The sequence below is a fragment of the Paraburkholderia sp. A3BS-1L genome (genome assembly GCF_051125215.1).
GTDB lineage: Bacteria > Pseudomonadota > Gammaproteobacteria > Burkholderiales > Burkholderiaceae > Paraburkholderia.
The window spans coordinates 31,686-46,452 of sequence record NZ_CP120444.1 but is presented as its reverse complement, the minus strand read 5'-3'; the positions used below and the strand labels follow the sequence as shown (position 1 = coordinate 46,452).

The 14,767-nt window shown below is 63.5% G+C and carries 13 protein-coding genes and 1 pseudogene; 2 read left to right on the top strand and 12 right to left on the bottom strand.

From position 1 onward, the window contains the following. Nucleotides 1-34 precede the first annotated feature (34 nt). The 6 genes from ugpE to P5W99_RS25285 form a co-directional block, all read right to left on the bottom strand. Nucleotides 35-880 (bottom strand): sn-glycerol-3-phosphate ABC transporter permease UgpE, encoded by an 846-nt coding sequence (ugpE, locus tag P5W99_RS25310; protein ID WP_421027632.1) that lies wholly within the window; start codon nt 878-880, stop codon nt 35-37. Next, on the bottom strand, nt 877-1,761 hold the full coding sequence (gene ugpA / locus P5W99_RS25305) for a sn-glycerol-3-phosphate ABC transporter permease UgpA (RefSeq protein WP_421027631.1): 885 nt from the start codon (nt 1,759-1,761) through the stop codon (nt 877-879). Before ugpA ends, ugpE begins: the two co-directional genes overlap by 4 nt. 16 nt (nt 1,762-1,777) lie before the next feature. Further along, entirely contained in the window at nt 1,778-3,061 is a 1,284-nt protein-coding gene (gene ugpB, locus P5W99_RS25300; RefSeq protein ID WP_421028029.1) for a sn-glycerol-3-phosphate ABC transporter substrate-binding protein UgpB, read from the bottom strand. 418 nt (nt 3,062-3,479) lie between these two features. Continuing rightward, nucleotides 3,480-4,709, bottom strand: coding sequence for a metal-dependent hydrolase family protein (locus P5W99_RS25295; RefSeq protein ID WP_421027630.1), 1,230 nt, complete (start codon nt 4,707-4,709; stop codon nt 3,480-3,482). A gap of 11 nt (nt 4,710-4,720) precedes the next feature. Then, nucleotides 4,721-6,049, bottom strand: a complete 1,329-nt coding sequence (locus P5W99_RS25290; protein WP_421027629.1) for an MFS transporter — start codon at nt 6,047-6,049, stop codon at nt 4,721-4,723. A 124-nt stretch (nt 6,050-6,173) separates the two neighbouring features. Beyond that, a complete protein-coding gene (locus P5W99_RS25285) occupies nt 6,174-7,106 on the bottom strand; it encodes a LysR substrate-binding domain-containing protein (protein ID WP_421027628.1) in 933 nt (310 codons plus the stop codon). Nucleotides 7,107-7,256: 150 nt separating this feature from the next. Here P5W99_RS25285 and P5W99_RS25280 point away from each other — a divergent pair, with 150 nt between their 5' ends. Beyond that, nucleotides 7,257-7,505 carry a hypothetical protein gene (locus P5W99_RS25280; RefSeq protein ID WP_421027627.1) on the top strand — a complete coding sequence of 83 codons (249 nt, stop codon included), beginning with the start codon at nt 7,257-7,259 and terminating at the stop codon, nt 7,503-7,505. Nucleotides 7,506-7,529: 24 nt separating this feature from the next. Here the strand turns inward: P5W99_RS25280 and P5W99_RS25275 are convergent, their stop codons facing one another. From P5W99_RS25275 to P5W99_RS25255, 5 genes and pseudogenes are all read right to left on the bottom strand, one after another. Then, nucleotides 7,530-8,546, bottom strand: coding sequence for an acetyltransferase (locus tag P5W99_RS25275; protein WP_421027626.1), 1,017 nt, complete (start codon nt 8,544-8,546; stop codon nt 7,530-7,532). Beyond that, nucleotides 8,543-9,267 (bottom strand): annotated as a pseudogene (locus P5W99_RS25270) (SDR family oxidoreductase). The gene P5W99_RS25275 and the pseudogene P5W99_RS25270 overlap by 4 nt, the downstream one beginning before the upstream one ends. Nucleotides 9,268-9,334: 67 nt before the next feature. Continuing rightward, entirely contained in the window at nt 9,335-9,775 is a 441-nt protein-coding gene (locus tag P5W99_RS25265) for a nuclear transport factor 2 family protein (RefSeq protein ID WP_421027624.1), read from the bottom strand. After that, nucleotides 9,765-10,913 (bottom strand): sulfotransferase family protein, encoded by a 1,149-nt coding sequence (locus tag P5W99_RS25260; RefSeq protein WP_421028028.1) that lies wholly within the window; start codon nt 10,911-10,913, stop codon nt 9,765-9,767. The genes P5W99_RS25265 and P5W99_RS25260 overlap by 11 nt, the downstream gene beginning before the upstream one ends. Nucleotides 10,914-10,969: 56 nt before the next feature. Next, nucleotides 10,970-12,097, bottom strand: coding sequence for a DUF1214 domain-containing protein (locus tag P5W99_RS25255; RefSeq protein WP_434664869.1), 1,128 nt, complete (start codon nt 12,095-12,097; stop codon nt 10,970-10,972). A gap of 240 nt (nt 12,098-12,337) precedes the next feature. Between P5W99_RS25255 and P5W99_RS25250 the strand changes: the two genes are divergently transcribed. After that, nucleotides 12,338-13,495: a helix-turn-helix transcriptional regulator gene (locus P5W99_RS25250; RefSeq protein ID WP_421028027.1), complete on the top strand. Its 1,158-nt coding sequence runs from the start codon at nt 12,338-12,340 to the stop codon at nt 13,493-13,495. Between the two features lie 34 nt (nt 13,496-13,529). On the opposite strand, the gene P5W99_RS25245 is transcribed toward P5W99_RS25250, so the two are convergent. Beyond that, a complete protein-coding gene (locus P5W99_RS25245; protein WP_434664867.1) occupies nt 13,530-14,675 on the bottom strand; it encodes an acyltransferase family protein in 1,146 nt (381 codons plus the stop codon). Nucleotides 14,676-14,767: the final 92 nt, after the last annotated feature.

Here is a 14,767-nt window from a genome sequence, read left to right as displayed (position 1 = left end):
GCCGCGAATCCGCTCATGCCCCTCCCTTTTGCACTCATTTTTCTGAATCGACCAACCCACGCACGAACCAGCGCTGCATCGTCAGCACCACGACGAGCGGAGGCAGCATCGCGAGCAGCGTTGCGGCCATCACGCGATGCCATTGAGTCGCGGCGTCCCCGCTCGCGATCATGCTCTTGATGCCAACGACCGCCGTCGTCATCGACTGCGAATTCGTAATCAGGATTGGCCACAAATACTGGTTCCATCCGTAAATGAACGTGATGACGAAAAGCGCCGCGATATTTGTCTTCGAGAGCGGCAGCAGCACGTCCCAGAAGAAGCGCATCGGACCTGCGCCGTCGATACGCGCCGCCTCGACCAGTTCGTCGGGCAACGTGAGAAAGAACTGGCGAAACAGGAACGTCGCGGTGGCCGACGCGGTCAACGGCAGCGTCAGGCCCGCGTAGCCATCGAACATGTTCAGCGTCGACACGACCTGAACGGTCGGAAAGATCCGTACTTCGACCGGCAGCATGAGCGTCGAGAAGATCACCCAGAACGACACCGTGCGCAGCGGAAACCGGAAAAACACGATCGCATACGCCGATATGATCGACACGGCGATCTTGCCAACCGAAATCACGAGCGCCATCACGAGGCTGTTGGCGAGCATCCGCCCGAACGGCGCGGCGGCATTGCCGCTGCCGGACGTCCACACCGAGACGATGTTCTCGACCAGGTGCGTGCTCGGCACCAGGCGCAGCGGCACGGAGAATACTTCCGACTCGTTCATCGTCGCTGCGCAAAAAGCCACATACACCGGAAACGCAATGATCGCGACGCCGCCAATCAGCATCGCGTGGCAGAACAGATCGAAGCCGCGCCGGTTCTCAATCATGAATATTTCACCTTGCGTTCGACGAAGCGGAATTGCACCACCGTCAGCCCGATGACGATCAGCATCATGACCACTGACTGTGCGCCCGAGCTGCCGATGTCGAGTCCCTGAAAGCCCTCGGTGAAAATCTTGTAGACGAGCGTCTTGGTGGCCTGTCCCGGTCCGCCGCCGGTCGCGGCGTCGATTACCGGAAGCGTGTCGAAGAACGCGTACACCAGGTTGACGACCAGCAGGAAGAAGCTGATCGGCGACAACAACGGCAGCGCAATACCGAAGAAACGCCGCACGGGTCCCGCACCGTCGATCGCAGCCGCCTCGATCAACGAGCGGGGAATGGCCTGCAGGCCCGCGTAGAAGAACAGGAAGTTATAGCTCACCTGCTTCCAGACCGACGCCACCACGACGAGCGCCATCGCCTGGCCGCCATTGAGCGCGTGATTCCACGTAATGCCCGCTTGTGCCAGCACGAACGTGACGATGCCGATGCTCGGATTGAACAGGAATCCCCATAAAACCGCGGCAATCGCGGGCGCGACCGCATAAGGCCAGATCAGCAATGTCCGGTAGACGAGCTTGCCGCGCGTGATGCGATCGGCCATCGCCGCGAGAAACAGCGACACCACGAGCCCAATCGCGGTGACGAGCGCACTGAAAACCAGCGTCGTGCGAAATGAAGCGAGGTACAGCGGGTCTGCAAACAGGGCTTTGAAGTTCGCGAGCCCGACAAATACCGTGGAAATGCCGAACGCATCCTGGGACGAGGTGGACTGCCAGAGCGCGACGCCCGCGGGCCACAGAAAAAATACGACCGTAATCGCGAGCTGCGGCGCTATCAGCAGCCAGGGTAGCCACCCCGCTCCAAAATTCGTCCGGCGTTCCATGTATCGAGGTATCCGCTTACGGGTTTGCTGTCTTCTCGAAGCGGCGCAGCAAGTCGTTGCCGCGCGAGTTCGCGCTGTCGAGCGCTTCCTGCGGCGTCTTCTTGCCTGCCCAGACCTGCTCCAGTTCCTCGTCGACGACCGTGCGGATCTGCGGCATGTAGCCCAGACGCAGGCCGCGCGTGTACGGCAGAGGCGGCTTGTTCAGCATCTGCCTGGTCGCCGTATCGGCGCCGGGATTCTTGTCGTAGAAGCCCTGCTGACGCGTCAGGTCGTAGGCCGCCCTCGTGACCGGCAGATAGCCGGTGTCCTGATGCCACTTCGCAGCAACGGGCGCCGACGTCAGATAGGACAGAAACTGCGCCACGCCCTTATAGGTATCGGCATTCTTGCCGCCCAGCACCCACAAGCTTGCGCCGCCGATGATCGCGTTCTGCGGCGCGCCCTTCACGCTCGGGTCGTACGGCATCATGCCGGTGCCGTACTTGAACTTCGCGTACTGCCGGACGTTCGCGAGTGCTCCCGACGAGCCCATCATGATGCCGCAGTCGCCGCTATAGAATTTGGCGGTGGCTTCGTCCTTGCGGCCCACGTAGGTGAAGGTGCCCTGCTTCGCCATGTTCTGCAGGAAGGCGATGTGGGCGACCTGCAGCGGCTTGTTGATTTCGAGCTGGGCGTCGGTTCCGTCGAAGCCGTTGTTGCGCGTTGCGATCGGCGCAGCGTGCCATGTGCTGTAGTTCTCGATCTGGATCCAGCCCTGCCAGCCGGTCGTAAAGCCGCAGGTCATCCCCGACGCCTTGAGCTTCGCGGCATCGTCGGCGAGTTCGGCCCAGGTCTTCGGCGGCACGTCCGGATTCAGGCCGGCCTTTTTGAATGCGTCCTTGTTGTAGTAGAGCACCGGCGTCGAGCTGTTGAACGGCATCGACACCAGATGGCCCGTCTTCGCGTCGCTGTAGTAGCTCGCGATGGTCGGCACGAACGCCTTCTCGTCGAACGCCACGCCGGCCTTCGTCATCACGTCGTACACCGGCACGATCGCCTTTTTTGCGCTCATCATCGTGGCGGTGCCCACTTCGTACACCTGCAGGATCGCCGGCGCGTCACCGCTGCGATACGCGGCAATGCCTGCAGCCATCGTCTGGTCGTAAGTGCCCTTGAAAACCGGCACGATCTTGTACTGGCTTTGCGACGCATTGAACTGCTGTGCGATCTCGTTCACGCGCTCGCCAAGCTGGCTTTCCATCGCATGCCAAAACTGGATTTCGGTTGCTGCGTGAGCGCCCTGCATCAGCCCGGCGAGCATCAGCGCCGCAGACGCCGCTCGCAAACCAACGCCGAACCGGCCATTGCGCTGTTGAGTGGTTTTCATGAGAGTCCTTTTATCCGTTGAGGCTTTATTGAAGAATGATGCGACGCACAACACGACAAGTGCTTCCCCGATCCCATGCATTCGGCCAGATGAACGCGCAGCCTAGCATGAAGCATTATTCCCGGCGCGCTGGACGCGCGCGCTGCGCTTGCGCGACGAAGCATACTTCATGCCATTCAGATGATATGCGGCAGTCATTTCGTGTTCGTGACACAAAAATCAATACGGCGGCAATTCACTTATTAAGGGTGCTCCAAGGCCATTTGAAGTGAGGCGAACATAATGTGTGCAATAAAAAAGGGCGGCGTGCATTTGCTGCACGCCGCCCTTTTAGCATCATTCCACCCGAATCCTAACCGCTCTTTACCACCTTCCCGCGTTGCAAGACCACCTCGACGCGCTCGCCATCGTTGGCCACCACCCCGATATCAGCGAGCGGATTGCCATCGAGCACGAGCACATCGGCAATCGCCCCCTGCGCGATCACGCCCAACTCGCCCTTCATGTTGACGATATCGGCGGCCACGCTCGTCGCGGAACGCAGCGCTTCCAGATTGCCGAGGACCTCGGCGCGAATGCGGAATTCGCCGCACTGGAATGCATGCATTTCACCCAGCAGATCTGAGCCGAAACCCATTGGCACGCCCGCCTTCGCGTAGATCTCCAGCGATTCGCGCCCCGCGCGCTGTACGCTTGCGACTTTCGCCACGGAATCGGGCGGCAGCCCGAACTGTGCGCCGTGTTGCGCGAGCGCGTCATAGGTGACGAGCGTGGGAACCACGAATGCGCCGTGCTCGTGCATGACGCGCGCCGCCGGCTCATCGACGAGATTGCCGTGTTCGATCGTCCGCACGCCGCACCGCACGGCACGCGCAATCGCACGCGCCGTATAGGCGTGTGCCATCACGTAGGTGTTGGCCGCCTCGGCCTCGGCAACGATCGCGCGAATTTCATCTTCGGAGTACTGGGTATTGGAGATGGGATCCACCGGCGAGGCCACGCCGCCCGACGCCATGATCTTGATCTGCGTGGCGCCCTTCTGGACTTCTTCGCGCACCGCCAGACGCACGCCTTCCACGCCATCCACCACTCGCGCAATCGCACCCGTGCGGAAGCAGCACGAGCAAGGTTCGAACAGGTCGCCGCGCGGACGAAAATCGCCGTGGCCGCCCGTTTGCGAAAGCGCCTTGCCGGACGGGAAAATGCGCGGCCCCGGCACGAGCCCCGTCTCCACGGCCTGCATCAGCGCCCAGTCGGCGCCGCCTGCATCGCGCACGCTCGTGAAACCGCGCGAAAGCATGGCCTGCATGATCGGCAATGCGCGAATGGCCGCCAGGATATTCGGCTGCCCGGCGTTGATGCCCAGATTCGCATTGGAGGCCAGCACGTGCACGTGACAGTCGATGAAGCCCGGCATCACGGTTTTGCCGCGCGCGTCGATCACGCGGGCGTTGGGATAATCGACCGGGCGATCCGTGACTTCGACAATCCGCTCGCCGTCGATCACCACATGATGATGGTCGAGCAGCACGCCGCGAATGAGGTCGAGTACGTTACCGCCGTGAATTACGGTTATGGACATATTCGTCATCCTTATTGAATTGCCGCGCCCGCACGTCCTGCGCTGTGCCGTACGTCCTTGATGAAAAACGTGCCGACCAGACTGATCGCCGCAGCGACGATCACGTACAGGGCGGGCGCCATGTTGCTGCCCGTGCGGGCGATCAGCCACGTGATCAGGAACGGCGCGAAGCCGCCGAAGATCGTGACCGCGAAATTGTAGGCAACCGAAAGGCCGGTCGAGAGCACCCTGGTGGGAAAGAGCTCGGCGAAAGCCGCGAGAATCGGCCCGGTGTAAGCGGCGATCAACACGCCGAACACCGTCTGGAACACGAGCATCGACATCAGTCCCAGCGCCCGGTTGATCCACGTGAACATGGGCCACGCGAGCACCAGGATCGCGAACGCCGAGCCGCAAAGAAACACGCGGCGGCCCCAGATATCGGCAAGCTTGCCGACCACGGGCGAGCAGCACATGATCATGAGGCCGCCCATCATGCCGGCGAAAAAGCCCGTCGATTGCGGCAGGTGCAACGTGCGCACCGAATAAGTCGGCATATAGAAGAGCAGCACGTAGGTGCACACGGTCCAGAGAATCACCATCGAAAAACTCGCGAACGTCTCGCGCGGAAAGCGCGCGAGCACTTCCTTGAGCGGCGAATGCTCCTTGCCCTGCTCCTCGATGGCGCTGAACGCGGGCGTTTCGTCCATCTGGCTGCGGATGAAATAGCCCACCGGTCCGACCAGAATGCCGAGCAGGAAAGGCACGCGCCAACCCCAGCCATAGAGGGCCTGGGTGTCGAGGAAGGTAGTGGCGAAGGTGCCCGTGGCCGCGCCCAGCAGCACCGCGAAGCCGATGCTCGACTGGATCCAGCTCGAGTAATACGCGCGCTTGCCGGGCGGTGCGTACTCGGTGAGAAACGCCGTGGCGCCGCCCATTTCGCCGCCGGCGGAAAAGCCCTGCAGCAGCCGCGCAACGACGATCAGCAACGGCGCCGCGAGGCCCGCCTGGTCGTAGGTGGGCGCGAGGCCGATGATGGCCGTGCCCAGCGCCATCAGCAAGATGGTGAGCGAGAGCGCGGCCTTGCGGCCTGCCTTGTCGGCGTAGACGCCCAGCACGATGCCGCCCACCGGGCGCATGACGAAGCCCACGCCGAAGGTCGCTACGGTGAGCAGCACGGAGCTCAGCTCGTTGCCAGTTGGGAAAAACAGCTTCGCGATGATGACGGCGAAGAAGCTGTAGACAGTGAAGTCGAACCATTCGAGGCCGTTGCCCAGCACGGTCGCGATAATGGCGCGGCGGCGCTGCCGCGCGGCTATGTGGACTGAGGGCGCCGTTCCCTGAGAAAGCGTTCCTTGCATCGTCTCCTCCCTTTTTGATCGAAGCGGGGGCTTGCCCGCATGGAGGACATGCTAAGGACACTCGCGCTTATCTCCGAACGAAAGATTCGCATGCATGCATGCGCCAGGCGCATGCGAGAAGTTTCTACGCCGTGCTCATTTGGGGCGACTGCGCCGGCATTTGCGCTTGGGCCTGCTCGAACAGCCAGCGTGTGAACAGGCGCGCCGCCTGGTTCTCCGCGCGATCGTTGGGCGAGAGCACGTAGTAGCCGCCGCCGTGGCTGGCCATTGCCGGCGAGACCCTCGTGAGCAGGCCTGCGTTCAGGCACGCGTCGATCATATAGCGCCAACCGAGCGCGATTCCCTGGCCCAGGATCGCCATCTGCACGATTTGCGGGTAGTGGTTGATCGTGATGCTGCGCGGGGCCTTGGGCATGTCCACCCCGTTCAGGCCGAGCCATTCGGGCCACGACATCCACTGGCGCTGCCCGTCTTCGAGCAGCAGCAATGTCTCGTTCGCGAGGTCGCCGGCATCGAGCGTGCGCCCCGCCAGATACGCGGGCGAGCAGACGGGAAAGACCTCTTCGTGAAAGAGCCGGCGCGCGGTATAAGCGGCACTCGCCTGCTGGCGCACGTAATACACGCCCACGTCGAATTCCGCCGGCGACATCGACGCGAGGCCGTCGCGCACGATCAGGCGCAGCTTGATGTTCGGATGGGCCGCGATAAAAGCCGGGAGCCGTGGCGTGAGCCAGAGCACCGAGACGCCCGATGAGCACGCAACGGTCAGCTCGAGATCGCCGTAATGCTTCATGACGTCGCGCGTGGCGTCGGCGCATTGCGCAAGCAGGCGCTGGATTTGCGCGGCATACTGCTCGCCCGCGATCGTGAGGCGCAGCGAACGATGCTCGCGCACGAACAACGAGCGCCCGAGAAATTCCTCGAGCTGCTGGATCTGGCGGCTGATCGCGCTTTGTGTCAGGTGCAATTCGCTGGCCGCCCGCGTAAAGCTCGCGTGCCGCACGGCGGCTTCGAAAGCGACCAGACAGTGAAGAGGCGGCAAGGGAGCGATACGCATGGCGGGCCCAACATGGATTGCAATCCCGGCATGATAGATCGTCGCTTCGTCCATGCGCGGCGAAATCGCAGACAATAGGCACATGGACATCAACCGCGCGGCCCGCCTTTGACCAGCAAGGGGCAACGCGCTGCAACCGGAGGTCGCATCATGTCACCCACACCGAACTACTGGTTTCGGGCCAAACGTTATGGCTGGGGATGGGGCTTGCCGACGCGCTGGCAAGGATGGGCGGTCCTGCTCGTCTACTTCGCGCTGATCGGCGCAACCGTGCGCCTGGCCCCGCCCGACCAGCATCGCGCCGCCTTCATCTCGCTGTTCGTGCTGTACAGCGTCGTCCTCGTTGCCGTGTGCTGGCTCAAGGGCGAGCCGCCCCGCTGGCGCTGGGGCAAGCATTGAGGCCGCTCGCCACGACAACTTCGTTCACACTCTGAACACCGCCTCGAAGCGCGCGGCGAAACGATCGAATTCAGCCTCGGGCAAGTGGTTGATGCCCGCGGCGCGCTTTCTTCCACCGCCCGTTTCGAACTGGCGACAGAAGTCGTCAGCGCCGGTCGCACAGCCGGCCGGCACCCGCAAGCTCACGACGAAGCCGCCGCCCGATTTCGGCGAAAGCACCGCAAGCGCACGGTCAGGTTCGTGCTGCAATCGCTCGTTGGCAAGCGTGCCCGTTGCGCGGCGCGCCCATGTCGCGTCCGGCAGGCGGATCAGTTGCGCACCCGGCGCGTCGCGCTCGGCACGCAGCGCGCGCGCCTTCGTCATGTCGTCGCGATAGCCGTCGCTCAGCGCCGCGAACACGCCACCGGCACCATTCGTGCCATCGGCCGCCGTAAACGCGAGCGGATCGGCGAACGGCAGCAGCGCATCGGCCAGCGCTTCTGGTGCGAAATGCAGGTCGTCGACTGTCTCGCCATAGGCGTTGTAGTTCAACAGCAGACCTAGTTGCGCGAGTTGCCCGAGTGTCTCGGCATCGATGTCATGCGCGCGGCCGAGCGCTTCGCCAAGCGTGGTCAGCGCGTCGCCATACGCGCCCACGATTGCCCAGCGCACATGTCGTCCACCAAGGTAACCATTGACGAGCGCGCTCGTGCACACGTCCGGCGCCGTGTTGATGTGCGCCGTGAAGCGCGGATGCATAGGCAGCTCGCCAGCGAAATGGTGGTCGAAATAGCGCAGCGACGCGCCTTCGTCGAGCAGCCGCTGGACGTCATCGCGGTTCTGGTCGTGCGAGACATCGAGCACGGTGACCTGCTCGCGGTGCTTCGCCGATACGCGCTGGAGCAAATGGATGTCGCGCTTCACGCCGGTGATCAGCCGCGCCTGCACGCCCTCGGTCAGCCGCAGTTGCTGCAACGCGCAGAGCCCGTCCGCATCGCCGTTGAAGGCGTAAATGGGCGGCGCGATGCCCGCACGCTCCGTCATGAATGCGGCATGGCTCATGGCATGAAGTCCCCGCCGTTAGCGTCGAGCGCAGCGCCCGTGATGGCCTTCGCGTAATCGGAAACGAGGAAGAGAGCGGCCTTCGCACAATCGTCGTCATTCGGAATCGCGCCGAGCGCGATGTTCGCCGCAATCGGCGCGACGATCTGCTCTTCGGGCACGCCGTGCTCGGCCGCCGCATGCCGCACGTAGCCCTGCACCGGCGCGCCCCACATCCAGCCCATATGAATCGTGTTCGCGCGGATGCCGTGCGGGCCGAGCTCCTTCGCGAGGTATTTCACCGCCACGGCAAGCGCGCCCTTCGACACCGCGTAGCCCGCCTCGCCCACGAACGGCTTGCGCACGGCCTGGGTGTTGATCATCACATAGCGCCTCTGCGCTGCGCCTTCATGCGCGCCACCACCTCCTGCGTGATCGTCATCGTGCCCACGAGATTGGTGTCGAACACCGCGCGCCAGCCGTCGAGATCCGCGCCGTCCACCGGCTCGGGAAAGTTGCCGTGCACGAAGGCGCTGTTCACGAGCGCGTCGATGCGGCCGAAGCGCGCCACCGTCGCCTCCGCGAGCGTGCTGCATTGCGCGCGATCCGTAATGTCCGTCACGCATTTGAAGACTTCACAGTCCACATTGAGCTCGCGAATGCGCGCTTCCGCGACATCGAGTTTCGCAGCCGTGCGTGCGGCAAGCACCACCGCGCGAGCGCCTTCACGCGCTGCTTCCACTGCGAGCTTCATGCCCAGCCCGGGCCCGATGCCGGACACGATCACCACCTTGTTGTTCAAAAGCATTTCAAAGTCCCCTCTCGTAATTGTACGAATAACCGAGTTCCAGTTCGCGATGGCGAATGCGCCAGCCCTGGGGCGTGCGCACGAGCGCGTCCGCGTACCAGATGCCGAAGAACATCACGCGTTCGCTGCCGTCGGGCGCACGCCACACCATCGGGTTGTGGCACATCGTGCGGGCGCGCGCCGTCTCCCCGTCGATTTCGATGCGGATATTGCCCATCATGTGCTGGCTGCGCGGAAATTGCCGCAACGCCTTCGCAAGGAACTGCTGGGCTTCGCGCAGCGTGCAGAGCGGTCCGCCGGTGGCGCGATAATCGATGGCGGCGTCTTCGGTAAAGAGGCGCTCAAGCACGGCGAAATCACGCCGATCGATGGCCGTGCCGTAATCGATCAGCAGATCGCCGATGTCCGCGCGGTCGAGCAGATACTGGAGATCACCCGCCATGGCCGGCTCCGATATGACGCTCGCGATAGCGCGCGAAATCGCGCTGCAACTGCTCGACGCTCAGGCCGAACTGCTCGAGCGTGTAGTCGTGCGGCGCACGCTTTTCGCGCCCGTTCTGCGCGAGCCACGCCTGCATGCCGGCGCGCACGTGATCGGGGAACGTCATGTCCGCAAACGCATACACCCGCTCGACTACGCCGAGCGGATCGGCCACCGTGTCCTCGAAGCGCACATCGAGAAAGCGCTCCGCCGGCAGGCTCGCGCGAACGTCCATCGCGTGATGCACGGCGCGCTGCATCTGCGCGCTCCATTGCCGTCCGACCTCGCGTGCGTCGGGTTCGTCGGCGTAGAGCTTCCAGAGCGTATGCGCCATGCTCGCCATCGACGCGATGGTTGCGGTGGGGTCACGATGCGTCAACACCACCTTCGCGCGCGGGAACACCTTGAACAGCACTTCGAGCGCGTGCAGGTGCTGCGGGGTCTTGAGCACCCAGCGCAGCGCGCCCGGATCGCCGCGCTGCGCCTTCTGCCATTGCAGGAACTGCAGCATTTTCTTCAGATACGCGTACACCTCGGTATGATCTTGCTGGGCGAGCCATGCGGTGTAGCGCGGCACATTCACGTATGAGTCCATCGCGCACAGGAACGAATGCTCCATCAGCATGAATTCTTCGTCGGGCTGCATGGCGTCCAGCGGATGGATCGCGAGAATCTGCGGGATATGCCGGATCATCTGCTCCACTTCAGCGCGCGCGATTGCGATGCGCCGCGCGCTCTCGCCAGGCGGTTCGCCGGGCAGCGGCGCGGGGTAGCGTGTTTCCCACCACGCCGCCGAATGAAAGCGCGCGTCGGTGGCGAGCAGGCGCTGCAACAACGTCGTGCCGGTACGCGGCAGTCCTACGACCACGACGGGATCGTCGATGGACCGCGCGAGAATCTCGGGATATCGCTGGCAATAATCTTCGATCACGAGCCGATTCACGAGTTGCGCGCGCACCTTTTCGTGCATCATCGCTTCGCCTTGCGGCGAAAGGTTTGCCTGCCCGGCGAGCGCGTCGAACAACACCTCGAGTGCCACACGATAGCTTCCCTCGCCAAAATTGCTCAGCCCTCCTGAGCGCTCGATGGCGGCCTCCATGAGCTGACTGACGAGGTGCTGAGCGTCCCGGCGCGGCGCGATGGGGGCGGCGGCGTTCATGCGGTCTCCTTGAGCGTTTCGAGCTTGACCACACGCGTGACCGGATGCACGGGCGTTTGCGCGCCCACCCAGCGCAGGCATAAAGTGCCCTCGCGATGGCCCGCGGTTTCCAGCCAGTTCGGCACGGCCGGGTCGCGCGCGCTCAGCACCAGTGTGACGCCGCCGTCCTCGCGCAGTTGCGCCGAGTGCTTGTTCAGGCAGATGCGGTGATAGCGATAGTCGAGCGACTCCATCCAGTAGTTATTCACCTGGACGTTCCAGAAGTCGCATTCTGGCGCGTGCGCTACGTCGATCACGAGCGCCTCGTCGTCTGCGAGCGCCCAGTACGTGTGGTAGTAGAAAATGTTCGGGTCGCCGCCCGCGGCCTGGCACACGGCCTGATCGGCGGGCGGCAGCGCGTTCGCATGCGCCTGGTAGCCCTGCGCCCAGTCGGCAAAGATGCGCGAGGTCTGCTCGACGAATGCGGCAGCGCGTTGGAGGCCGTTATGCAAACGCATCGGGTCGAGCGGCGCGGGCTGGCTCGATGCGCCTATGCGCTCGATCTTCAGTTGCGCAGGCTTCTCGGTCTTGCGGTCGAGGAAGGTCTGGCGCACGACCAGTGCGTTGGTGGCCGGGTCCATCGGCAGCCAGTTGCCCCCTCGGCCCTCCCGGCCTTCGTGCCGTTTGGCACTCAGGACAATTTCGAAGCTGCCGTTGGCTTCGACGCGCATATGGTCCGCGTCGATAAAGCCGGTTTGCAGCATCTTGCCATCGGTTTCGTAGCCGCCTTTCTGCGTGCCGAAGCTCAGATACGCGACCGTGCCGCGATGACCGCTCACACGGTATTCGTGCGCACCGTTGAGGCGCGCGTACCGGTAGAGATTGTCGGGATTATCGGCGCCGATTTTGGCGGTCTCGTGCGAGGGCGAGAAAAAACCCGGAAAATCCGCATCCGCGAATTCCACGTGCATTTCGAGCCCAACGCGCAAAAGCCGGCTCAGATAGCGGAACCCTTCGGCGCGCGTGAACGCGTCTTGAGGCGCCTCGGGTCGCAGGATCTGCTCGCCGCTGCGCCGCAGTGTTTCGCAAAAGGCTGCCCATGTCTCGCCCGATAGCAACTGTGCTTCGCCGGTTGGCGTCGTCATGCTCTGTCTCCTCCGTTGTGCCGTGGGGAGACGATACCGACACCGATGCGCGGCGTTCTTCGTCCAGGTGGACTACCCAGGGTTTGCCTGCCCGCCCCGCCTACCTCAAAAGGACGATGCGGGCAGCGCGCGCGTGCCTATCATCGTCACAGACGGCTACTCGAACCGAAGGCCGAAACCCGCCGCAACGCCACGGAGGCAAACAACGTGTCGACGGAAATAGCAGCCGACTACGAAGGCATTGCCCCCGCAAGCTTCGCGGCGGCCGGCCTCGCACCGCGCGACGTGAGCGCGCTGCTGGCGCTCGTCTACCGCGGGCCGGTGGAAGCGACGCCCTGGGCGGCCCTGCTCGAATACATCCGCCAACGGCTCGATGCGAGCTTCGTGACGCTCGTGCTGCGCAATCCGGCATCGGGGCATCCTGGCCTGATCGTCAACGCGTCGGTCCATGGCCCGCTGCTGCCTGGCGAGCCCTCCTATAGTGAGCATTACTACTCGATCTGCCCATTCACCACCGTGCCCCCGGGCCAGGCGGTGACGGCCGACGAGCTCTTCGGCTCGCAGGCATGGTGCGAGCACGAGTTCTATCAGCAATACCTGAAGCCGCTCGACCTGCGCTATATCCTCGTGGCCAACATCCGCACGCACGACGCCGTGGATTGCGCCTTTTTCTTGAGCCGTCGCCACGACGCACACGATTACGATGCAGCCGACAAAGCGCTCGTGGCCGTGTTGCTGCCGCATCTGCAACGCGCGGTCGACCTGCATTCGACGTTCGACGTGCTCGAATCGGAGCGCACGCTGTACGCCGGCACGATGGACCGCATGCTGGTGGGCACCGTGATTCTGGACGAACACGGCAAGAGCATGAAGAGCAATGGCGCGGCCAACCGCCTGTTTGCCGCCGCCGACAGCATCACGCTCGTGAACGACGGGCTGCGCGCGCGCTGCCCGGTGGAGGATCGCCGCCTGCAGAAGGCCATTCAAGCGGCGATCCATCACCACCTGATGGCCGCGACCTCGTGCATCGAGGCCAGCACGCTGTCGCGGGCCTCCGGCGAAATCCCGCTCAGCGTGCTGCTGCGGCCGATTCCACTGAACTACCGCACCGATGAACGCGCGCGCCGTCCGGCCGTGGCTGTTTTCATCCGCGACCCGGCTTCTTCGCCGCAGCATTCACGCGCGATGCTGCGCTCGCTTTATCGGCTCACGCCGACGGAAACGGAATTGGCGCTATTGCTCGTGGATGGGCTGACGCTCGACGAAGCGGCGGAAGCGCTGGGAATCGCGAAGAATACCGCGCGGGCGCATTTGCGCGGCATCTTCGGAAAAACCGGCGCGACGCGCCAGGCCGTGCTCGTGAAAACGCTGCTCAACAGCGTGGTGTCGATGGTGTGAGTGCGTCAATTCGTGGGGTTTGCGCCCCACTCCCTCAATCGGCCACCGATTGCGCAGGCGCCTTGGCAACGAATTTTCGCAGGCGATGCGCGAGCTTGTGCGACGGCCGTTCGACGGCGCAATAAAACGCATAGCTCGTTGCGATCGCAACAGCCACAGTTGCAAGCCATGCGAGCGTCTGCCCCTGCGGATAGCCGGTCACGCCAAGAATGGCAAGCGCCAGCTTATGGCACAAATACAGGCTATACGACCACGCTCCGAGCGCGCCCGCATATCGCCAGAACGCACTGTTACCCTGGGTGGCCGTTTCTGCTGCGATCCAGCCAGCCACGACGAACTGAAACACCGGCAGCGTGATATCCGGCCCGATGAACGGCAGAAAAGCCGGCTTGATATGCGAGGTGGACGCGAGCAGGAACGTAAACGACCCAGCGGCCACGATCACCACGCGCGCAGCAGCCAGATGCTTCGCGAGCCAGCCCGACACAGCCCCGATGCATCGCGCAATGCCCGCCGTGAGCGCCGACGCGCGAAAGCTCGAGCGGCCGTCCAGGGCGGTGCGGTGCATCTCGGCCACGAGACAGCCGAGCAGCCAGCCCGGCAGATACAGGAACGCGGTACCCGCCACGCCATAGTTTTCGTAGACGCAATGCGCGCACACGAGTTGGGTATGCGTGTGCCGGTACCAGACCATCACCGCAGCGGCCAGCGCCACGCCGACAATCATCTCGCCCACATAGCGAAAGCGGCTGCGCAGCAGCGGGTAAATCGTGTAATAGACGATCTCGCAGTAAAGGGACCAGAGCACCGATTCCAGCAGATTGGCCGCATTGCCGAGCGGCTGGCAGAGCAGCGCAACAACGGCGAGCGGCAATCCAATACGCACATAGCGTGATGCGAAATAATTAATGGGCCGCAGCGTGGCGTCGCGGTGATATGCGTTGTGAATGCAATAACCGGAAATAACAAAAAAAACGATCACGGCAGCCGGTCCCGCGAACAACAGCACGGAGCCGGACCACAACGCGCCGCCGACACCCGCCAGCGAGACCGGAAAGAATGCCTTGAACGGCGGCGGACCAAAGTGATAGAGCATCACCCAGAGCGCCGCCATGAACCGGATCGCGTCGATCTTCAGCGATTTGGCCGACGGTGCGCGGGACGCAGGCGCTCCGGACATGATGTGCCCCTTTTGCTAGTCAATGGCATGGAGCCTACCTGCGCCGGTGGTTAAAAAAAACATAAATAAATCGATGGATAAATCACCGGGAA